Source organism: Kibdelosporangium phytohabitans, assembly GCF_001302585.1.
GTDB lineage: Bacteria > Actinomycetota > Actinomycetes > Mycobacteriales > Pseudonocardiaceae > Kibdelosporangium > Kibdelosporangium phytohabitans.
Genome location: NZ_CP012752.1, coordinates 11,650,908 through 11,670,232, shown reverse-complemented (window position 1 = coordinate 11,670,232; position 19,325 = coordinate 11,650,908). Strand labels below are relative to the sequence as shown.

Annotated in this window: 19 protein-coding genes; 9 read left to right on the top strand and 10 right to left on the bottom strand. The window is 67.7% G+C overall.

Annotated features, from left to right (window positions below):
- Positions 1-12: 12 nt before the first annotated feature.
- The 3 genes from AOZ06_RS52545 to AOZ06_RS52535 are packed head-to-tail and all read left to right on the top strand — an operon-like array spanning position 13 to position 2,581.
- On the top strand, positions 13-552 hold the full coding sequence (locus AOZ06_RS52545; protein WP_054296233.1) for a TetR family transcriptional regulator: 540 nt from the start codon (positions 13-15) through the stop codon (positions 550-552).
- Positions 545-1,435 carry an SDR family oxidoreductase gene (locus AOZ06_RS52540; protein WP_054296232.1) on the top strand — a complete coding sequence of 297 codons (891 nt, stop codon included), beginning with the start codon at positions 545-547 and terminating at the stop codon, positions 1,433-1,435. Before AOZ06_RS52545 ends, AOZ06_RS52540 begins: the two co-directional genes overlap by 8 nt.
- A 60-nt stretch (positions 1,436-1,495) precedes the next feature.
- On the top strand, positions 1,496-2,581 hold the full coding sequence (locus AOZ06_RS52535; RefSeq protein WP_054296231.1) for an alpha/beta hydrolase: 1,086 nt from the start codon (positions 1,496-1,498) through the stop codon (positions 2,579-2,581).
- Between the two features lie 80 nt (positions 2,582-2,661).
- Here AOZ06_RS52535 and AOZ06_RS52530 read toward each other — a convergent pair whose 3' ends face one another.
- From AOZ06_RS52530 to AOZ06_RS52520, 3 genes are all read right to left on the bottom strand, one after another.
- Positions 2,662-3,318, bottom strand: coding sequence for a response regulator (locus AOZ06_RS52530; protein ID WP_054296230.1), 657 nt, complete (start codon positions 3,316-3,318; stop codon positions 2,662-2,664).
- A gap of 6 nt (positions 3,319-3,324) precedes the next feature.
- Positions 3,325-4,488, bottom strand: a complete 1,164-nt coding sequence (locus AOZ06_RS52525; protein WP_054297564.1) for a sensor histidine kinase — start codon at positions 4,486-4,488, stop codon at positions 3,325-3,327.
- A 98-nt stretch (positions 4,489-4,586) separates the two neighbouring features.
- The gene (locus AOZ06_RS52520; RefSeq protein ID WP_054296229.1) at positions 4,587-5,048 is read right to left on the bottom strand and encodes a hypothetical protein; all 462 of its coding nucleotides are present in this window, start codon (positions 5,046-5,048) and stop codon (positions 4,587-4,589) included.
- A gap of 67 nt (positions 5,049-5,115) precedes the next feature.
- Here AOZ06_RS52520 and AOZ06_RS52515 point away from each other — a divergent pair, with 67 nt between their 5' ends.
- From AOZ06_RS52515 to AOZ06_RS52505, 3 genes are all read left to right on the top strand, one after another.
- A complete protein-coding gene (locus tag AOZ06_RS52515; RefSeq protein ID WP_054297563.1) occupies positions 5,116-6,687 on the top strand; it encodes a dynamin family protein in 1,572 nt (523 codons plus the stop codon).
- 117 nt (positions 6,688-6,804) lie between these two features.
- A complete protein-coding gene (locus AOZ06_RS52510) occupies positions 6,805-7,155 on the top strand; it encodes a nucleotide exchange factor GrpE (protein WP_054297562.1) in 351 nt (116 codons plus the stop codon).
- Positions 7,152-9,014, top strand: a complete 1,863-nt coding sequence (locus AOZ06_RS52505; protein WP_054296228.1) for a dynamin family protein — start codon at positions 7,152-7,154, stop codon at positions 9,012-9,014. The genes AOZ06_RS52510 and AOZ06_RS52505 overlap by 4 nt, the downstream gene beginning before the upstream one ends.
- Positions 9,015-9,083: 69 nt before the next feature.
- On the opposite strand, the gene AOZ06_RS52500 is transcribed toward AOZ06_RS52505, so the two are convergent.
- Together AOZ06_RS52500 and AOZ06_RS52495 are read right to left on the bottom strand one after the other, a co-directional pair.
- Positions 9,084-10,898 carry a phosphoenolpyruvate carboxykinase (GTP) gene (locus tag AOZ06_RS52500; protein ID WP_054296227.1) on the bottom strand — a complete coding sequence of 605 codons (1,815 nt, stop codon included), beginning with the start codon at positions 10,896-10,898 and terminating at the stop codon, positions 9,084-9,086.
- A 1,213-nt stretch (positions 10,899-12,111) separates the two neighbouring features.
- Positions 12,112-12,774, bottom strand: a complete 663-nt coding sequence (locus tag AOZ06_RS52495; protein ID WP_054296226.1) for a hypothetical protein — start codon at positions 12,772-12,774, stop codon at positions 12,112-12,114.
- Positions 12,775-13,094: 320 nt separating this feature from the next.
- Between AOZ06_RS52495 and AOZ06_RS57530 the strand changes: the two genes are divergently transcribed.
- On the top strand, positions 13,095-13,265 hold the full coding sequence (locus tag AOZ06_RS57530) for a hypothetical protein (protein WP_157233717.1): 171 nt from the start codon (positions 13,095-13,097) through the stop codon (positions 13,263-13,265).
- On the opposite strand, the gene AOZ06_RS52490 is transcribed toward AOZ06_RS57530, so the two are convergent.
- Positions 13,239-14,081, bottom strand: coding sequence for a septum formation family protein (locus tag AOZ06_RS52490; RefSeq protein ID WP_054296225.1), 843 nt, complete (start codon positions 14,079-14,081; stop codon positions 13,239-13,241). The two genes, AOZ06_RS57530 and AOZ06_RS52490, sit on opposite strands and share 27 nt — an antisense overlap.
- A gap of 175 nt (positions 14,082-14,256) precedes the next feature.
- Here AOZ06_RS52490 and AOZ06_RS52485 point away from each other — a divergent pair, with 175 nt between their 5' ends.
- Both AOZ06_RS52485 and mctP read left to right on the top strand, forming a co-directional pair.
- A complete protein-coding gene (locus AOZ06_RS52485) occupies positions 14,257-14,532 on the top strand; it encodes a DUF3311 domain-containing protein (protein ID WP_054296224.1) in 276 nt (91 codons plus the stop codon).
- Positions 14,529-16,172, top strand: a complete 1,644-nt coding sequence (gene mctP / locus AOZ06_RS52480; RefSeq protein WP_054296223.1) for a monocarboxylate uptake permease MctP — start codon at positions 14,529-14,531, stop codon at positions 16,170-16,172. Before AOZ06_RS52485 ends, mctP begins: the two co-directional genes overlap by 4 nt.
- 63 nt (positions 16,173-16,235) lie before the next feature.
- Here mctP and AOZ06_RS52475 read toward each other — a convergent pair whose 3' ends face one another.
- The 4 genes from AOZ06_RS52475 to AOZ06_RS58285 form a co-directional block, all read right to left on the bottom strand.
- The gene (locus AOZ06_RS52475; protein ID WP_157233716.1) at positions 16,236-16,742 is read right to left on the bottom strand and encodes a DUF3558 domain-containing protein; all 507 of its coding nucleotides are present in this window, start codon (positions 16,740-16,742) and stop codon (positions 16,236-16,238) included.
- Positions 16,743-16,872: 130 nt separating this feature from the next.
- Positions 16,873-17,799 (bottom strand): bifunctional helix-turn-helix transcriptional regulator/GNAT family N-acetyltransferase, encoded by a 927-nt coding sequence (locus AOZ06_RS52470; protein ID WP_054296221.1) that lies wholly within the window; start codon positions 17,797-17,799, stop codon positions 16,873-16,875.
- Between the two features lie 47 nt (positions 17,800-17,846).
- A complete protein-coding gene (locus tag AOZ06_RS52465) occupies positions 17,847-18,749 on the bottom strand; it encodes an ROK family protein (RefSeq protein ID WP_054296220.1) in 903 nt (300 codons plus the stop codon).
- 251 nt (positions 18,750-19,000) lie between these two features.
- A complete protein-coding gene (locus AOZ06_RS58285) occupies positions 19,001-19,150 on the bottom strand; it encodes a hypothetical protein (RefSeq protein ID WP_168211503.1) in 150 nt (49 codons plus the stop codon).
- Between the last annotated feature and the right edge of the window lie 175 nt (positions 19,151-19,325).

Genomic DNA, 19,325 nt, shown 5'->3' with positions numbered 1-19,325 from the left:
TTCACTAATGGGATGGCAAGGCCTCGAACCATCACCGACGAGCGGCTGCTCAGCGCGCTGGGCACGGCGATCGGCGAACACGGACCGAGCTTCACGGTCGCCGACGTCGCCGCGGTCGCGGGCGTCTCGGTCGGCACGGTGTCCCAGCGCTTCGGCTCCAAACACGGCCTGCTCAAAGCACTCAGCCGCACGGCGGTCGACCAGGTGCGCGCGCAGGTCCGGGCGGCGCCGGACCTGCGCACCGCGATCCTGGAGGTCTTCCGGGCGCTGGACGACTCGTCGACGGCCGCCAACCACCTCGGCCAGCTGGCCATCGACCTGTCCGACCCGGAGCTGCGCGACCTGCACGGCGAGTTCTTCGCGGCCTTCGAAGCCGAGCTGGCGATCCACGCGCGCGGCGTGCCCGGCGCGCCGCCCACCGCGGCCCGCATCCTGGTCTGCCTGGCCAACGGGACGGCGATCTCCTGGTCGGTCCGGCCGTCGGGTGGCCTGCTCGATCGCCTCGCCGCGGACATCGACGCGGTACTGAAGGGATGGCAGGACAATGGCTGAACTGGTTGCGGTGGTCGCGGGCGCGACAAGGGGCTGCGGCCGGGCGATCGCGGTCGAACTGGGAGCGATCGGCGCGACGGTCTACGCGGCGGGCCGCACCACGCGGGCATCGGCGAGCCCGATGAACCGCCCGGAGACCATCGAGGACACCGCGGAGCTGGTCACCAAGGCAGGCGGGCACGGCATCGCGGTCCGCTGCGACTTCACCGTGCAGGCCGACGTGGCCGACCTGCGCTCCAGACTGGACCGGCTCGACGTGCTGGTGAACGACGTCTGGGGCGGTGACCCGTTCGTCGAGCACGGCACCCCGTTCTGGGAGTCCGACGTGGACGCGGCGATCGCGGTGCACCGCAACGGCATCGAAACCCACCTCAGGGCACTGCACACCCTGCTGCCGCTGATGGTGGAACAGGGCAAGGGCCTCGTCGTCGAGGTCACGGACGGCGACGACGAGACCTACCACGGCGTGGCCCTCCCGTACTACCTGGTGAAATCCGGCATCCGCCGGACAGCGCAGGCCATGGGCGCGCAACTGACCGCCCACGGCATCACCGCGCTGGCGCTGACCCCCGGCTACATCCGCTCGGAGGCGATGCTCGAAGGCATGGGCGTCACCGAGGAGAACTGGCGTGACGCGACAGCGCAGGACATCCACTTCGCCATGGCCGAGTCCCCGCACCACATCGGCCGCGCGGTGGCCGCACTGGCACGGGATCCCGAGGTGAACCGCTGGTCAGGCCAGTCGCTGTCATCCTGGAGTCTGATGCGGGAGTACGGCTTCACCGACGTCGACGGCACCCGCCCCGACTGGGGCCGCTGGTTCGCGGACATCTTCGGCAAGGGCCTCGACCCGCACACCGTCAACCCGGACGACTACCGCTGAGCCGCGTGGCATGAACCAGCCGCCGGACAACGCACCCGCCGCGTGGTGCGTGCTAGCGACGTGAACACACGAATCCGATTCACGCTCGGTGTGGTGATCGCACTCATGGTGGGCACCGGCCGGCCCGCGACCAGCGCACAGGACACCAGTCGGTCCGTCGTGCGCGCCGTGTACGACCTGGGCGACACGGCGTACACCGATGCCCAGAGCGGCACTGTCAGCGAGATACGGGCGGTGGTGCACTCCCCGCGGCGGCTCACCGGCACGCTCCCGTTGATCGTCATGGCCCACGGCTCGTGGTGGGCCTGTGACGTCCAGGAAGCCGCCACCTGGCCCTGCCCGGCCGGGTCCCGTCCGTTCCCCAGCTACCGCGGATACGACTACCTCGGCGCCGAACTGGCCTCCCGCGGCTTCGTCGTGGTCTCCATCAGCGCCGACGGCATCAACATGACCTCGTTCGACTACGGCGACCGGGCCAGGCTGGTCAACGAACACCTGCGGCTGTGGCAGCAGCTGACCACCACCGGAGGCGGACCGCTGGCCGGTCGGTTCACCGATCCGGACACCGGACGGCCGGTCGCGGCGTCGTTCCAAGGCCACGTCGACATGACACGCGTCGGTACCCTCGGCCACTCACGCGGCGGCAAGGGAGTCATGTGGCAGGCGTCGGACAAGCACCGCAACGAATGGCCCGCGGGTGTACGCGTCCGCGCGGTCCTGGGCCTGGCGCCGGTGAAGTTCGACCACCCGGAAGGCGACCACAGCGACACACTGAGCACCACGGTCCCGTTCACCGCGGTCACCAGCTCCTGCGACGGCGCGGTCGGCGAAGCGGGCCAGGAATACCTGGACGACCTCAAGGGCCGCAACACCGTCACGGACTTCACGGTGTCCCTGCGCAACGCGAACCACAACTACTTCAACACGAAATGGACACCGCCGTTCCTCTTTGGAGAGGACGACAGCACCTGCCCGACGCGTGAGTTGACGCCCGCGCAGCAACAGAACGCACTGACCGCCTACGCGGTCGCGTTCTACCGCTACGAGCTCTACGGCGACATCAGCGGACTACCGACGCTGACCGGCCATCGCCCGCTCCCCGGCGCCACCTCGACAGCGCGCGTGGCCTGGCCAGACCACGGATAGCCGCCACCGCAACACCAATTCCCCCAAGGGGATCCCTTGTTTTCAACGTTACCGCAGTGGTCTGACAGTTCCGGCGGAAACTAGGCCTCACCTGGGCGTACGAGACCGGTCTCGTACGCCAGCACGACAGCCTGCACGCGGTCGCGTAGCTCCAACTTGGCGAGCACGCGACCGACGTGCGTCTTCACGGTCGCCTCCGACAAGAACAGCTTCCGGGCGATCTCGGTGTTCGACAGCCCCTGAGCCATCAGCACGAGCACCTCCCGCTCGCGGTCGGTCAAAGCGTCCAGCACCGAAGCGTCCCGCAGCTGCCCGCCCGACGCGCCGAGGAAACGGTCGAGCAGACGCCGGGTCACACTCGGCGAGACCACGGCATCGCCGCTCGCGACCGACCGCAACGCGGCCACCAGGTGATCCGGCGGCGTGTCCTTGAGCATGAAGCCGCTGGCGCCGTTGCGCAGCGCGGTCAGCGCGTACTCGTCCAGGTCGAAGGTGGTCATCACGAGCACCTTCGCCGTGCCCGCCTCGGTGATCAGCTTGGTCGCCTCCACGCCGTCGAGCACAGGCATCCGCACGTCCATCAGCACCACGTCCGGCCGCAGCCGCGCCGCCAGCTTCACGGCCGCGTCGCCGTCGCCCGCCTCGCCGACGATCTCCATGTCCGGCTGGGCGCCGAGCACCATCCGGAAGCCGACGCGCATCAGCTCCTGGTCGTCGACCAACACCACTTTGATCATGTTTCCCTAGGTTCCCTGGATTGGTAGTACCGCGTGCACGTGCCAGCCGCCGCCCGGCCTCGGGCCCGCCTGCAGCGTGCCACCGAAGACGTTCGCCCGCTCCCGCATCCCGATCAGCCCGTTGCCGCCGGAGATCGACACCAGCTCGTGCGGCGTGCCGAAGCCGTCGTCGGTGATGTCCAGTTCGACGTTGTCGCCGAGCCGCGCCACGCGCACCACCGCGGACGCCCCCGCGCCCGCGTGCTTCAGGGTGTTGGTCAGCGCTTCCTGCACGATCCGGTAGATCCCCAGCCCGATCCCCGCGGGCAACCCGTCCAGTTCGCCCTTGAGCTTCAGCCGCACCGGCAGGCCGACGAGGCGGACCCGCTCGGCGAGGTCGTTGAGCGAGTTCGTGCCCGGCTGCGGGGTGCGTTCGTCGCCGCTGTCCTCGGCGCGCAGCACGCCGAGCAACCGGCGCAGCTCGGTCAGCGCCTCCCGGCCGGTCGACGAGATCGTCTTGATCGCCCGCGCGGCCAGCTCGGGATTGGTGTTCACGGCGTACGTCGCGCCGTCGGCCTGGACGACCATGACGCTGACCGCGTGCGCCACCACGTCGTGCAGCTCACGGGCGATGCGGGCGCGTTCCTCGGCGACGGCGATCTTGGCCTGGTGGTCGCGTTCGGTCTCCAGCAGCCGCAGCCGCTGCTCCACCTCGGCCTGGTAGGCGCGGCGGGCGCCGACGAACTCGCCGAGCGTCCAGCAGAACGCCAGCAGCACGAAGATCGAGATGCCCGCGATCCACCACTGGTCGGTCCGCGGCTTCACCAGCCAGACCGACCACATCACGGTCCCGATCGTGATCCAGCCCGCGTAGATCAACGCCTGGCGGCGGCCGACGTAGACGACCATCGTGTACAGCGCGATCCCGATCGCGATGTTCGCGGGCCTGAGCACGGTCGGCTCGTCCGCCAGCGCGTCGGTGACCAGCTGGGCGAACCCGGTGACGAGGATGAGGTAACACGCCACCATCGGGCGGCGCCTGCGCAGCACGATCGGACCGATCATGCCCAGGTCGACCAGCAGGTACAGCCACATCGGCTGCGGTGGGCGCTCGGTGAAGAAGATCGGCGACTCGAACAGCGCCAGGGAGAAGGCCAGCAGGGAGTCGCCGAACGTCGGATGCTGCCGCATCCACAAGCTCAGCCGTCGCACACGAGCAGCCTAAGCCCGGCACAGCCCCCGGCGCGTCGAGCCGGAGGCTGAGTCGGGTAGCACCAAAGGCTGACCTTCTACGGGGCCAGGTACGGCGGCGGCGGATTGGTCCTTGTGGTGGGTGCCGTGGTCGGGGTCGTGTCGATGCTCGGCTCCGGCGGCTGCTCACCGCGGATCGGGGAGTGCGGGTGCGTCATCTCCTCAGCCAGCTGCTCCTGGATCTGGTGTTCCTTGATCCGCGCGAGGATCGCGATGGTGACCCCGTGCGCGGCGGCCAGCAGCAGCAGAACGATGCCCAGCCGAAGGATCACGCCTTCGGTCTGGTTCTCACCGACATCGACGGTCGAGACCAGCATCAGCAGACCGACCACCACGAGGTGGAACAGCACGGTGACCAGGCGCGCCATGGACGTGCCCGAACCGGAATCGCCATAGGAACGCTCGAGGTACTTCCGCCCGCTCCGGTAGATGATCTGCCCGTCGATGGCCACGAGGATGACACCCATCACGAGGAAGGCGATGTAGCTGTTCGTGTCCATGGCAGGTGGATACCCCTTAATGCCGGGTTTGCAACCGCGCGTCGCCTGGACGTGGCACGATTTCCGCGTGACTACGGCGACCGATCGACAACAGCACCTGGCAGGCCCGCTGTCGGCTGCGGTCGCCCAGTTATGCGTACGCCTGCAGTCGCAGGTCACCGCCCGTACGGCCGCCGGATTCCGCGAGGTGCTGCGCCGGTTGTCGGCGCCGCTGCAGGTGGCCGTCGCGGGCCGGATCAAGTCCGGCAAGTCGACGCTCGTGAACGCGCTCATCGGCCGCCGGGTCGCGCCCACCGACGTGGGCGAGTGCACCCGCCTGGTGACCAGGTTCCAGTACGGCACGGTCGACCGGGTCGAAGTGATCTTCAACGACGGCCGCAAGCAGGTGCTGCCGTTCGACGCGAGCGGCATGATCCCGGCGACCCTCGACCTGGACTTCGACCAGGTGTCGCACATCGAGGCGTACCTGACCAACGCCGTGCTGCGCGACCTGACGGTGATCGACACCCCCGGCCTGGGCTCGCTCGACGCCGCGTCGGTCGCCCGGACCGAGCAGCTGCTCGGCGCGGCGAAGCCGGCCGGGGCCGGGGAAACCGACGGCGAGGAGTCCAGCGACGACCTGGACGACACGTCGCGCAACGCGGTCGCGGGCGCCGAAGCCGTGCTCTACGTCGTGACCCAGGGCGTGCGCGCCGACGACCAGCAAGCGCTTGCGGCGTTCACGGCGGCGACCGCCAGCCGCGAAGCCGGTCCGGTGAACGCGATCGCCGTGCTGAACAAGGCGGACACGATCGCGCCCGAGTCGGTGACCGGTGCGGACGGCGACGTCTGGAAGGCCGCCTCGCTGCTGGCCGAGAAGCAGGCGGTCACGCTCAAGCCGAGGGTCGCCGACGTGCTGCCGGTGATCGGGCTGCTCGCCGAGACCGCCGAGTCCGGCGGGTTCACCTCGGCCGACGCCGAAGCGCTCAAGCAGCTCGCCCAGCTCGACGACGTGACCTGGGAGATGTTGCTGGTCTCGGCCGACATGTTCACCTCGTGGGACTGCGACGTGCCCAGTGGCACGCGGCTGCGCCTGCTGGAGAAGCTCGACCTCTACGGCATCAGCCAGGCAGTCGAGGCGCTGCGGCAGGACCCGGACCTGACCGCCGGTGCCCTGCGCCGCAAACTGCTCGACACCTCAGGTCTGGCCAGCGTGCGCGCCCGGCTCGACGCGGTGTTCCGCGCCAGGGCCGACGGCATCAAAGCCGCCGCCGCGCTGGCCTCCGTGACCGCGCTCGCGCAGGCGTCCGGTGACCTGGGCGAGCGGCAGCGCGTGCACGACGCGATCGAGGTGCTGCTGGCCAAGCCGGAAGCACACGCGTTGCGCCTGCTCGAAGCCCTCACCCTGGTCACGTCCGGCGCGGTGTCGATGCCCGAGGACCTCGCCGAGGAGGTGCTGCGGGTCGGCGGCAGCGCGGACGTCGGTGAACAGCTCGGCATGAAGGGCCGTCCGCAGCAGGAGCTGGTCGCGTACGCGCTGGAGCGCGCGGGCTGGTGGCGTTCGTTCGCGTCCTTCGGCGCGACGCCGGCGCAGAGCCGTGTGGCGCACGTCGTGCACCGGGCGTATTTCCTCATCTGGCAGCAGCTGCGTGGCAACTAGAGGTAATTTCGGCCCGACAGTCGTTCTCATCTCGCAGACAGGGTGATCTCGTTGGCTTCCCTTTTCCGGCGCACCAAGGCCGACGACACCGACCCGACCACCGAAGTGAGCGCGAACATGATCGCGGGCATCGCCAATCCCGAGCCAGCCGACCAGACCGAGACGCTCAAGAAGGCGCTCACCGAGCGGGACACCCTCGTGCAGCTGTGCCTGTACGCGCTCGACCGCGCCCGCAGCCCCGGTGTGGTGGAACGGATCGAGGACGGCCTGTCAGGCATCGGGGTGTCGGCGATCCGGCCCGACGGCGACGTGTTCGACCCGGCGCAGCACGAAGCAGGCGGCACCGTGCCGACCCAGGACGTGACGATGGACGGTGTGGTCGCGGAGACGGAAGTGGTGGGATTCGCCGACCGCGGGCGCCTGCTGCGCGCGCCGATCGTGACGGTGTACAAGGTGAAGCAGTCGTGACCGCACCCGCTCAGCCCAGTCTGCCCAAGCAGGTCGCCGCGCACCGCGAGCAGATGCTCAACCTGCTGCGCGAGGTCGCGCCCGACTCCGCGGCGTGGGTGGAGGAACTGCGTGGCCGCCGCAGGCGCCAGCCGACCGTCGTCGTGGTCGGCGAAACCAACCGCGGCAAGAGCTCGCTGGTCAACGCCCTGCTCGGACAGCCAGGACTGTCTCCTGTGGACGCCGACGTGGCGACGGCGACGTACCTGGTGTTCGGGCACGCCGAGCAGTGGGAGGCGCGGGCCTGCTACCCCGGCCACCTCGCCCCGATCCAGGTCGACCTCAGCCAGCTGATCAACTGGGTCTCCGCGTCGCACGAACTGCCGGAAGGGCACCTGCCGCCGCGGTACGTCGAGGTGGACGGCCCGGTCGACCTGCTCGACAAGATCTCCATCGTGGACACCCCCGGGGTCGGCGGGCTCGACTCGGTGCACGGCGAACTCGCGCTGGAAGCCGCGGCGAGCGCGACCGCGTTGCTGTTCGTGGTCGACGCGTCGGCGCCGTTCACCGTGGGAGAGCTGAACTTCCTGCGCAACGTCGGCGACCGCGTCGAAACCGTGCTGTTCACGTTGTCCAAAGTGGACCAGTTCCGCGGATGGCGCCAGGTGCTGGCGGCCAACCAGGAGCTGCTGCGCGAGCACGCGCCCCGCTTCGCCGACGCGGAGTTCCACCCCGTGTCGGCGCGGATGGCCGAGATGGCAGGCAAAGCGCCCAACGAGCAGGCCGCCGACATGCTCAAGGAGAAGTCGGGGCTGTCGGCGTTGGCCGGCGCGCTGCAGGAACTCGTGATCGGCAAGGCCGCGATGCTGGCCGAGGCCAACACGATGCGGGCGCTGACGACCGCGCTGGAAGAGGTCAAGGTCAAACTGACCGGCGAGTCACGTGCGCTGACCACCGGCGCCGACGAGGTCAAGGCCCTCAAGGCGCGCAAGGAGGAACTGGCCGTCCAGCGCAAGTCGGCCACGCGCGGCTGGCAGGTCAAGATGCGAGGTGAGATCCAGCGAGCCCGCATGGAGAACACCCACGAGGTCAGCCGCGAGATGCGCGACATGCAGACCTGGTTCCGCCAGCAGATCGACGCGGCCGACAAGGACGCGTTGGCGTCGCTGTCCGGCCAGGTCGACGCGGCGCTGCAACTGGTCTCCCGGCGCGTCAGCACCTCGGTGGGCGCCAGGCTGAACAAGATCGGCGAGAACGTGCTGACCGGTCTGTTCTCCGCGGACGAGCTGGCGATCCTGCAGGCGCAGTACGCGCGAGCGGGCCAGCCGCCGGTCGTGCTGCGCTCGCCCGAGAAACGCCCGGGCACCTCGGAGGACAAGCTCATGGTGATGATGGGCATCTCCGGCGGCGTGGGCCTCGGCAAACTCGCCACGCTGCCGCTGGGCCTGTTCGGCGCCGCCGCCGCCGGAACACTCGGTGTGATCGTCGCCCCGGTGACGATCATCCTCGGCCTCGGCGCGGGCTGGTGGATCTCGAAGACCAGGCGCCACGCCCAGGACAAGCAGCACATGAAGACGTGGCTGACCGACGCGATCGCCGACGCCAGGTCCACACTGGACCAGATGGTCGCCGACCAGCTGATCCAGGCCGAGCAGGAGCTGTCACTGGCGCTGGACGACGCCCTCGGCCGCCGGATCACCGGCATCGAGACCGAACTGCGCGAAGTGGACAAGGCCATGCGGCTGGACGCGACCGAGCGGTCCAAGCGCCTCCAAATCGTGAACAAGCAGATGGCCCAGGTCGAATCGGGAACCGAAACCGCCAAGACCCTGCTGACCCGCATCCGCACCGCGAAGGTCAAGGTCGCCACCCCGGCCTGACGCTCGGTTCCGCGCCCGGCAAGCAAAACGGCCCCGAGGAATGATCCACGGGGCCGTTGTCGCGTCTGGCTACGCTGACAGACGCTGCTTGAGGGCCTCCAGCTCGTCACGCAGTGACGTCGGGAGCTTGTCGCCCATCTTGTCGAACCACTCCTCGATCAGCGGGATCTCCTTGCGCCACTCGTCCGCGTCGACCTTCAGCGCGGCCTCGAGGTCCTCGGTGGAGGCGTCGAGGCCCTCGGTGTCCAGGTCGGCCAGCGTCGGGACCCAGCCGATCGGGGTCTCGTGCGCGGCGGCCTTGCCCTCGATGCGCTCGATCGCCCACTTGAGCACACGCGAGTTCTCGCCGAACCCGGGCCACAGGAACTGCTTCTCCTCGCCGCGGCGGAACCAGTTCACGTAGAAGATCTTCGGCAGCTTGTCCGCGTCGGCGCGCTTGCCCGTGGCGATCCAGTGGGCGAAGTAGTCCGCGGCGTTGTAGCCGATGAACGGCAGCATCGCCATCGGGTCACGCCGCACGACGCCGACCTTGCCCTTCGCGGCGGCCGTCGTCTCGCTCGACAGCGTCGCACCCATGAAGGTGCCGTGGTTCCAGTCACGCGACTCGGTCACCAGCGGGATGGTGTCCTTGCGGCGGCCACCGAAGAAGATCGCCGAGATCGGCACGCCCTTCGGGTCGTCCCACTCCGGCGCCAGGATCGGGCACTGCGACATCGGCGTGCAGTACCGCGAGTTCGGGTGGCTCGACGGCTCGTCCGAGTCCGGCGTCCAGTCCTGCTTCTTCCACGACGTCAGGTGCGCGGGCGGCTCGCCCATGCCCTCCCACCAGATGTCGCCGTTGTCGGTCAGCGCGACGTTGGTGAAGACCGTGTTGCCGCGCTCGATGGTGCGCATCGCGTTGGGGTTGGTGTGCCAGTCCGTTCCCGGGGCCACACCGAAGAAACCGGCCTCCGGGTTGACCGCGTAGAGACGACCGTCCTCACCGAACTTCATCCACGCGATGTCGTCACCGAGCGTCTCGACCTTCCAGCCGGGGATGGTCGGCTCCAGCATCGCCAGGTTCGTCTTGCCGCAGGCGCTGGGGAACGCGGCGGCGATGTAGTAGACCTTGTTCTCCGGCGAGATCAGCTTGAGGATCAGCATGTGCTCGGCCAGCCAGCCCTCGTCACGGCCGATCACCGAGGCGATCCGCAGCGAGTAGCACTTCTTGCCCAGCAGCGCGTTGCCGCCGTAGCCGGAGCCGTAGCTCCAGATCTCGCGGGTCTCCGGGAAGTGGCTGATGTACTTGGTCTCGTTCGCGGGCCAGGCGACATCCTGCTGGCCCTCGTCCAACGGCGCGCCGACCGAGTGCAGGCACGGCACGAAGTCCGCGTCCTCACCGAACTTGACCAACGCCTTCGAACCCATGCGCGTCATCACGCGCATGGACACGACGACGTACTCCGAGTCGGTGATCTCCACACCCAGCATGGGCTTGTCCGCCTCGAGCGGCCCCATGCAGAACGGGATCACGTACATCGTGCGACCACGCATGCAGCCCCGGTAGAGCTCGGTCATGGTGGCCTTCATCTCGGCCGGGTCCAGCCAGTTGTTGGTCGGACCGGCGTCCTGCGGGTCGACCGAACATATGAAGGTGCGCTCCTCGACCCTGGCGACATCGCCAGGATCCGACGCTGCCCAGAAGGAGTTGGGTTTTTGCTTCAGCGCCGTGAACGTCCCTGCTTCGACCAGCTTCGCGGTGAGCCGGTCCCACTCCTCGTCCGAACCGTCGGCCCACACCACACGGTCCGGCGTGGTCAGCTGGGCGACCTCGTGCACCCACTCGAGAAGCCGCTGGTGCGTCGTCGGTGCGGTGTCCAGACCTGGAATGGCCAATGCGGTCATCTCGCCTCGTCTCCTGACTGGGGGTTCATAGCCCGCGACCGGACGCCGTTGTCTCAAGCGCGGGGACTTCGACGTCCTCACCAATGGCTTCGCCCACCCACCGGAGGAGATGGGCGTGCCGTGAAAAGGGATGAAGCGAGGTTAACCAGGTGTCGCCCGGTTAAACGACAGCTGGCGTGTGGGTTGCCTCACCGGACCGATAAGGGAATCGATTCAGCACTCGAATGCGCACGTGGGCTTTCCCACACAACCGGTGATCCCCGGGAAGATTTCCGGACGGACGGCATTTCCTGATCGGTTCAGCAAATCGGTTCAGAACCAGCGGCATTGCCGCCCGGTCACGCCACGCTCCGCAGTCCTTTTGCCGGATGCCACCGAAAGAAGATGTGTCCGCCGCCACTCTGCCAGAGCCTTTCCTTACCCCGCAAGCCATCACCCGACCCATCGCTCCCAGGTAGACGGTCCCTCACCGGAGTTCAGGAACCCCGCTGGCGCCCTCAGTCGTGACGCGGTCCCAGAGTGAAACCCCACCGGGCGCAGACCACCGCACGAGGAAGCGGTCCGTACGCCTGTCGCTGGGCTCGCGAGTTGCGTGGTTGGGCTCGCCCAGGCCATACGCAAGGCAACCAACCCCGAAGACGCCTCAGCGCTCACGCGCCAACCACGAGCCCAAGCCCGCTCCCCCACAGGCGAAAACCCGTCCACCCCAGGCAACTCACCCCACGCAGCACAGCACAGCAGCACCGCAACACAGACCAACTTCCAACCGAACTTCCCCAAAACCCCAACAAACAAGCCCCCACCCAACCCGGGGGGCGTCCCTGCTCCAGTCTATCGGTAATGGGCCTGGTCAAGGGGGCTACTGGTCGGTTGTGGACAACCAGATTCGACGATGATCCCTCCGGCGCGCCCGGACTTGGCTTGAGCGAACCGCTGAGGCCTGACCGACATGTTCTGACCGGCGTGGCTCGACTGACATGACTTGACGGCGCGGCTCGACTGGCGCGGCTCGACTGGCGCGCCTTGACCGGCGTGGCGGGCGTGGCGGGCGCGGCGTGTCCGGCGTGGCTTGATCGGTGCGGCGTGACTGGCGCGGCTTGACCGTTGCGACTCGACCGGCGCGGCACGACTGACATGGCCTGGACGGTCAAGAGCTCCGGACACGCGAAAGCCCCTGCCGCGAAGTGCGGACAGGGGCTGGAAGCGTCGGACGTCAGCGCTTGTTGTCGGGGACGTAGTTGCCGCTCGAGTCGACGTGCCCCTTCTCGACCTCGGTCCACTCGTCCTCGCCGGTGTGCTGCGAGATGGTGACGGTGCCGTCGGACTCGATGACGGTCATCTGGTCGGCTTCGCCGTCGCCGTCCTTGTCGGTGAAGCCGATGGTGTCGCCGTCGTCGGTCTTCACGACCGCCGTGTCGTTCTTGCCGTCCTGGTTCATGTCCACAGTGGCCGGACCGGCGCTCTTGTCGGACGATTCGCCTGGAACGTCCACTTTGATGTCACCGCCGGCCGAGGAGGAGTGGCCCGCGGTCGATCCGGTCGATCCGGTGGACTCGTGGCCGTCGCCGTCGCTGCCGTTGCCCTTGGGGTCGACGGGGACCCATTCGCCGCTGGCTTCGTCGTAGCGCGCGGCGCCGGTGACGTTGCCCTTCTCGTCCATCTCCACCGCCACGTCGGCGTCGCCGTCGTTGTCCACGTCGGTGAAGGCGACTTTGGTGCCGTCGTCACCGGTGATGACCGCGGTGTCGTTCTCGCCGTCCTTGTTGAGGTCGTAGTCGGCCTCGACCTCGTACTGCTCACCGTCGACCGTCACGGTCATCTCGTCGCCGTGACCGCTGTTGTTGGAGTGGTCCTGGCTGGAGTCGTCTTCGTACACAGCGGCCCCCTGGGGTGAAGTAGATCTCGGTTTTTACGGCAGGTTGGACTCACGATAGGGCCATTCGGTTCCGGTCGCGGCCCGACCCGGCAAATTCTGTCCTATCCACAGCTGATGCGACCCATGTGGCCATTGTTACCAGTGGTGCTCTGGGGCGGAGCTGGGTATCCACGGATTTGTCCACAGGTTGTGGATGGATCTGTGCACAGCCTGGGGACGAGACCTCCTCGTGACCGCGTCGAAACTCAGTTGTCCACATCCACACCGAACGAGGACCCTGGTCGCGCGTCATACAGAGACGAGGAACACACACGAAGGTGGTGTCAGAAGTGATCGTCGCCGGACTGGCCATGATGGTGCTGGCACTGGCCGCCTTGTTGATGGTCGTCATGACGTCGACGGAGACCGACCAGGAGCCAGCCGACAGCGAGCCCGTCGCGCCCGCGCGTGACGGGCTCCGCCCGCTAGCTGGGCAGAGCGCCCTGGCCTAGGTTGCGCAGCCGGACCTTCACCGGCCGCGCGGCTTCGGCGAAACAGACCACATTGGTGTAACCACGGGCCCACGACTCGGCGTTGGGCAACCGCCACGCGACTGACACCTCTTTGCTGTCACCGCCGAGGTACTTCTTCACCAACGCTGGGCACCTGGTGCTCGCCGTCCGGTTCATCGTGTCGTTGCCGGGGATCGACCCTCCCGGTTTGCCCACGTTGATCACACCGGGCACCGCTTCACCGAGGTGCGGCCCGTCGCACGGGCCGCGGCGGAGTTTGGCCTCGCGTGACGGCGAGGACACCGAACACGTCTGGTACCGGAACAGTTCGTTGCCCTGCAGCGCGCCTTCGAGCGAGCCCGTGCGTTTCGCGGGGCGTTCGTCCGCGCCGACCTCGGCGACGGTGCACAGCAGCCACCGCTCGCCCTTGGCCCACTGCTCCTGGTTCGGCCACAGCGGCATGGCCACGAGGTTGGTCGCGTCCATGTCCGGTCCGCCCAGGTACTCGGCGAGTTTCTCGCGGCACGGCGGGATGGTGAGCGTGGCCGCGGTCGCTTCGTCGGGCATGGACGTCGCGGTGAGCTTGCCGGTGTTGACCACCTCGGCGTCGTGCGGGTCGGCGCAGTCGACGACGATCGCGTTGCCGGTGTCCAGGCACTGCCCCGGCTTCGGGGGATTCTCGCCGTACATGTTGGCGGGCACGGTGACGCGCCCCGAAGGTGCCGTCGCCGGTGGCGCCGGTGGGGACGCGGCTGGTTCACAGGCGGTGATGCCGAGCAGGACTGCGCAAACGGCCAGCCCCCAAGCGATCCGCATGACGTGACCGTACCTGCGCTGGTGCGTTCTGTGACTGTCCGAAGTCACGATTCGGCCACTGGTCGCCGATGGCTGGAACAAGCCGGGATCCCGCGACCGGAATGTAATGCATCCAGTGCCCTGTCATGTCTACGATCCGGCGAACGTACTGGCCTGATGCGGGAGTGGGACGTCGATGTCAGAGTCACCTGGGAAGACCGGGTACGGCCTGCGCTGGAACAACTGGAATCTGCTGTTGCTGGTTCCGCTGGTCATGTTGATCACGCCGCTGATCAACTTCGATGGCCCGCACCTGTTCGGCATGCCGTTCTTCTACTGGTCGCAGTTCGTCTTCGTGGTCATCGGCGTGCTCTGCGTGTGGGTCGTCTACGTCAAGACGAAGGATGAGCCGGTCAGCCACCAGCCCGACCGGCTGAGCGTGGACGACCTGGACGAGGGGGACGTCAAGTGAACAACCTGCAGTGGACCGAGATCATCGTCTTCGCGGTCCTCTTCCTCGTCGTGACCGTCCTCGGTTTCGTAGCGGCGCGCTGGCAGGCCGGCAGCACGCTGGACCACCTGGACGAATGGGGGCTCGGCGGCCGCAAGTTCGGCTCGTGGATCACCTGGTTCCTGGTCGGCGGTGACCTCTACACCGCCTATACGTTCGTGGCGGTGCCCGCACTGGTGTTCGGCGCCGGTGCGCTCGGCTTCTACGCCCTGCCGTACACCGTGATCCTGTATCCGATCGTGTTCCTGCCGTTGCTGCGGATGTGGTCGGTGTCCCGGGTGCACGGTTACGTCACGCCCGCCGACTACGTGCGCGGCCGGTACGGTTCGCGGACGCTGGCGCTGCTGATCGCGATCACGGGAATCGTCGCCACGATGCCGTACATCGCGTTGCAGCTGGTGGGTCTGGAAGCGGTGCTGCGCACCATGGGCTTCAACGGTCAAGGCTTCCTCGGGCACCTGCCGCTGCTGATCGCGTTCATCGTGCTGGCGGTCTACACCTACCAGTCCGGGCTGCGCGCGCCCGCGCTGATCGCGTTCGTCAAGGACATCCTGATCTACATCGTCATCCTGGTCGCGGTGTTCTACCTGCCGTCGAAGCTCGGTGGCTGGGAGACGATCTTCAACACCGCGCAGGCCAAGTTCGCCGCCACGCCGAACCCCAACGACGGCGTGCTGCTCAGCCCGGCCAACCAGTTGCAGTACGCGACACTGGCGCTGGGTTCGGCGCTCGCACTGTTCCTGTACCCGCACTCGCTGACAGGTGCGTTGGCGTCGCGCGGACGTAACGTAATCAAGCGCAACATGGTCGCCCTTCCCGCTTACTCTCTGTTGCTGGGTTTGCTGGCGCTGCTGGGGTTCGTGGCCATCCAGGCGGCGTCCAAGCCGATCGTGAACCAGGCGACCGGGCGGCCGGACAGCAACACGATCGTGCCGGTGCTGTTCGACCAGCAGTTCCCGGCGTGGTTCGCCGGTATCGCGTTCGCCGCGATCGGCATCGGCGCGCTGGTGCCCGCCGCGATCATGTCGATCGCCGCGGCGAACCTGTGGACCCGCAACATCTACAAGGAGTACGTCAAGAAGGACGCCACTCCGAAGCAGGAAGCCAAGCAGGCCAAGCTGGCGTCGCTGATCGTGAAGTTCGGCGCGGTGCTGTTCATCCTGTTCATCGACCCGCAGTTCTCCATCGACCTGCAGCTGATCGGCGGCGTGATCATTCTGCAGACGCTGCCCGCGGTGGCGATCTCGTTGTACACGCGGTGGTTCCACCGGTGGGCACTGGTGGCCGGCTGGATCGCCGGTATGGCGTGGGGCTTCGCGATGCTCTACGAGATCCCGAACCCGGCGGCGAACAAGGCGCACTTCGGTGGGTCGGCGCTGCCGCTCGGACAGCTGAGCCTCTTCGGCTGGCACCCGTTCGCCGGGTCGCCGACCCAGATCTACGTCGGGTTCGTCGCGCTGATCGGCAACCTGGTCGTGGCGGTGGTGGTCACCTGGATCATGCGGGCCCGCAAGGTGTCCAACGGAATCGACCAGACCCAGAACGCGGACTACCACGCCGACGAGGGCGATCCGCGGCTCAAGGAGGTCGCTGCCCACTAGCGACTCGTCGCGAGCGGTACAGCCGGCCGTTCTGTCCACAGCGGACAGGGCGGCCGGTTTCGCTCACGAGGAGCGGGTCTGCAGGGCGGCGAGGGCTCGCGAGGCGTAGTCGCGCGCCGGTTTGCACGGCGCCAGCCGCGGATCCGCCGCACCCTGCTGGCGGTAGACGATCATCAGGATCTGGTCCTTCGCCACGTCGAGCGCGACGCGGCAGGAGGCGATGCCGTCACTGCCGGATCCGTTGGACAGCTGGATGGCGGGGAACCTGCTGATGCCGAGCCAGCGGACCGTGTCGCCGTCGACATCGGCGGAGTAGCGGCGCAGACCGCCGTCGGTGTGGGGGATGACGTAGATCTCGGCCGTGCCGTTCTCGGCCATCAGGTGGCAGCCGGAGGTGATCCGGTCGGCGCCCAGCGCGGCGCACACATCCTTGTTCTGCAACGGGATGTCGGCAGGTCGCTCCAGTGGCGACATGGGTAAGTCCCACTGGTTGTCGGCCATGCCGCACCCGGCGAGTAACCCCGTGGCGAGCATCGCCGAGCCAATACCGGTGATGGCGCGACCAGGCACGCCGACCTCCTCGAAACAGCGGAATTTTCCCAGGTGCCCACCAAACCACTGTTCGGCTGGTTAGTCGATGCTGCGTTCGAGTGTGATTTGTTCAACCCTGCACGTGCAATTGCGTTCCGCGCTTTTTCGACTACCGGTCGTAAAGCTCCTTGCGCCAGGTCTCCGCCGTCTGACCTGGGGCAAAAGTGTCGTGATGCTCGGATTCGACCAACGTGAAACCTCGGCTCTGGTATATCCGTCTGGCCGAGATCAACACGTTCATCGTCCAGAGTTCAATTGTTCGGTAGCCGACCGAAGTCGCGAACCTCAGGCACTCGTCGACCAATCGGCCGCCGACGCCCATACCCCGGGCACTTGGTTCAACCAGTAGTAACCGCAACTTCGCTGTGTCGTTGTCCTTGCGTGTGCAGAACACGCTACCGGCGCGTTCCCCATTGATTTCCGCAATCCAGCCCGCTTCGCGCGCCGGGTCGTGGCCGGCCGCGTAGTCGGCGACGATCCGCGCGACGACCGCCTCGTATGTCGCGCCCCACTGGTGTTCCTGCGCGTAGAGCGCGCCGTTGCGCTCGACGACCCAGCCGAGATCGCCCGGCCGCGGCGGACGCAGCACGACCGCGTTGTCCTGGCGGTTTTTGGTGAGGCGGCGCCTGATCACGTCCATCGCCGCGACGAGTTCGCGCTGGTCGTCGTCGCCGAGCGGGTCGAGCAACCGGTGCACCTCGGCGTCGGACCGCTCGTTGAGCATCTTCATGGTCGACTGGCCCGCTTCGGTCAGCCCGGCTACCTGGCGCCTGGCGTCGGTCGCCGACTTGTCGCGGCTGACCAGGCCGTCGCTCTCGAACCGGGCCAGCAGCCGGGACAGGTATCCGGCATCCAGCCCCAGATCCCGGCGCAACGCCGTGACCTCGGTGGATTCGCGCTGGCTCAGCTCGAACAGCACCCGCGACTCGGTCAGCGAGTAGGGCGTGTCGTTCAGGCCTTCGGCGAGCACCCCGAGCACCCGCGTGTAGAAGCGGTTGAACTCGCGGACCGACTGGACGCGTTCGTCCGGGATCATGTGACCACCTCAAAGAATACTTTGACGGAGTCAAATATATCGGGCCGTCAACCCCCGGCCGTGATCACCAGTGCCGCGGCCCCGACCAGGCCGGCGTGACCGCCCAGTTCGGCGGGAACCACGCGCAACGCGTCGACGTAGGACAACTTCGCGTAGTCCTGGAGCGTGCGGCGGATCGGATCCATCAGTAGGTCACCGGCCTGCGCGATCCCGCCACCGACCACCGCGAGGTCCAGATCGCACAACGCGGCCGTCGCGGCGATCCCCATACCGACCGCTCGGCCCGCTCGGTCGAACGCCGAACACGCGATCTCGTTCCCGGACAGCGCGGACGCCGCTAGATGGGCGGCGTCGGCGTTGTCGGGCGCGCGCCAGCCTTGCTGGCGAGCCCACCGCACCAGATGCGGTCCGCCCGCCACGGTCTCCACGCATCCCAAGCCGCCGCAAGTGCACGGCGAACCGTCTGGTTCGACGACGACATGACCGATGTGACCGGCGTTTCCGGTACGTCCGCCGTAGGGCTTGCCGTTCAGGACGAGCCCACCGCCGACACCAGTCGAAACGACCAGGCCGATCAGGAAGTCCGCTCCCCTGCCCGCGCCCATCCAGTGCTCGCCCAGTGCCATGCAGACACCGTCGCCGGCGAGGTGCACGGGCGCGTCGAAAGCTCGGTGCAGCCGGGTGGCCAGCGGGAAGTCCTGCCAGCACGGCACGTTGATCGGGTTGACGGTGCCGTCGGACGCGTTGACCGGGCCCGCGCAGGCGACGCCGACGCCGTTGATCGTCCGGCCGTCGAGCACTTCCGCCGACACATCGAGCACGGCCTGCCAGGCTTCGCCGGCATCGTGCAGCGGAGTCGGCCGGGTGGCGCGGGCGAGGATCTCGCCGCGGCCGTCGACCACACCTGCCGCGATCTTGGTTCCACCGACGTCCAATGCGAGAACGGTCATGCCCACGCAGGACACCCTAACGAGGGAACGTCGGCCTGGATCGTCACCGGCTGACACGGCCCCGGACATGGAAGACCCCGGGATGCTGCCAGGTCGGGGGTCCGCCAGCATCTCGGGGTCATTGGGAACATCGCCGGTCTGTACCAAGTCGTTACCGACTTCCCGGATGTGTTCCAGCTCACTCTTTCGAGTGCACTTATTCAGCTGTTGGTGGAAGACTCAATCACGCTGCGTGCTGACCCGACCCTGGGTCAGCGAAGGTGGTTGGCCTGCTGGTGCTGCGCGATCATGATCAGCTCGTGACGCATCGCGGGCGTCGCGGCGCTGTCGATCGCGCGGTTGACTGCTCGCCGGGTACGGGCCTCGGCGCGGCGGGCACGAATCTTGGCGGCGATGTTCACAGGTACTGCACCCCTTGGCTTGTGTCTCAGTGGTTCTGTACCTATTATGCGCGCCCGCGCGCCGCAATGCACCCGATTATCCGGTGACATGAGGCACAGGCCGATGATTCGTTGGTCAAACTAGGTAGTTGGCCGGACATGTCGTCTTACCCCGCCGTCTACCTGGAGGACTGGA

What these genes read in the sequence shown, in the direction of transcription:
- AOZ06_RS52490 (WP_054296225.1), bottom strand. Translation starts at nt 14,081, where the DNA reads ATGCGGATCGCTTGGGGGCTGGCCGTTTGCGCAGTCCTGCTCGGCATC.
- AOZ06_RS52510 (WP_054297562.1), top strand. Translation starts at nt 6,805, where the DNA reads ATGATCGCGGGCATCGCCAATCCCGAGCCAGCCGACCAGACCGAGACG.
- AOZ06_RS52525 (WP_054297564.1), bottom strand. Translation starts at nt 4,488, where the DNA reads ATGCGGCAGCATCCGACGTTCGGCGACTCCCTGCTGGCCTTCTCCCTG.
- AOZ06_RS52520 (WP_054296229.1), bottom strand. Translation starts at nt 5,048, where the DNA reads ATGGACACGAACAGCTACATCGCCTTCCTCGTGATGGGTGTCATCCTC.
- AOZ06_RS52530 (WP_054296230.1), bottom strand. Translation starts at nt 3,318, where the DNA reads ATGATCAAAGTGGTGTTGGTCGACGACCAGGAGCTGATGCGCGTCGGC.
- AOZ06_RS52500 (WP_054296227.1), bottom strand. Translation starts at nt 10,898, where the DNA reads ATGACCGCATTGGCCATTCCAGGTCTGGACACCGCACCGACGACGCAC.
- AOZ06_RS52465 (WP_054296220.1), bottom strand. Translation starts at nt 18,749, where the DNA reads ATGACCGTTCTCGCATTGGACGTCGGTGGAACCAAGATCGCGGCAGGT.
- AOZ06_RS52545 (WP_054296233.1), top strand. Translation starts at nt 13, where the DNA reads ATGGCAAGGCCTCGAACCATCACCGACGAGCGGCTGCTCAGCGCGCTG.
- AOZ06_RS52540 (WP_054296232.1), top strand. Translation starts at nt 545, where the DNA reads ATGGCTGAACTGGTTGCGGTGGTCGCGGGCGCGACAAGGGGCTGCGGC.
- AOZ06_RS52485 (WP_054296224.1), top strand. Translation starts at nt 14,257, where the DNA reads ATGTCAGAGTCACCTGGGAAGACCGGGTACGGCCTGCGCTGGAACAAC.
- AOZ06_RS52470 (WP_054296221.1), bottom strand. Translation starts at nt 17,799, where the DNA reads ATGATCCCGGACGAACGCGTCCAGTCGGTCCGCGAGTTCAACCGCTTC.